Origin of the sequence: Thauera terpenica 58Eu (assembly GCF_000443165.1) — a bacterium.
GTDB lineage: Bacteria > Pseudomonadota > Gammaproteobacteria > Burkholderiales > Rhodocyclaceae > Thauera > Thauera terpenica.
Window position 1 is genome coordinate 1 of the sequence record NZ_ATJV01000023.1, and the last position, 292, is coordinate 292.

Consider the following 292-nt stretch of genomic DNA (forward strand, 5'->3'; position numbering starts at 1 on the left):
CTGCGAAGGGGTGACTCGGCTCGGCTGCTGGGCTCACGCACGCCGCCGCTTTGTCGACGCCAGCAAGGTGCTGCCTGCCGGCAAGCGCGGCCGCGCCCACGAAGCGCTGGCCTTGATCGGCAAGCTCTACGCCATCGAGAGGGATGCGCGCGAACTGAGCGACGCCGCGCGCTTGGCGCAACGCCAGAGCCGAAGCCGTGCGGTACTCGACGAGCTGCGTCGATGGCTCGACCAGGTGCTCCCCACCGTACCGCCCACCTCGGTGCTCGGCGGCGCACTGGGCTACCTGCAT

At 70.5% G+C, this 292-nt stretch carries 1 protein-coding gene; it reads left to right on the forward strand.

What is annotated here, in order from left to right:
• On the forward strand, positions 1 to 292 hold a 292-nt coding region (locus M622_RS23410), incomplete at both ends, for an IS66 family transposase (protein WP_021247995.1).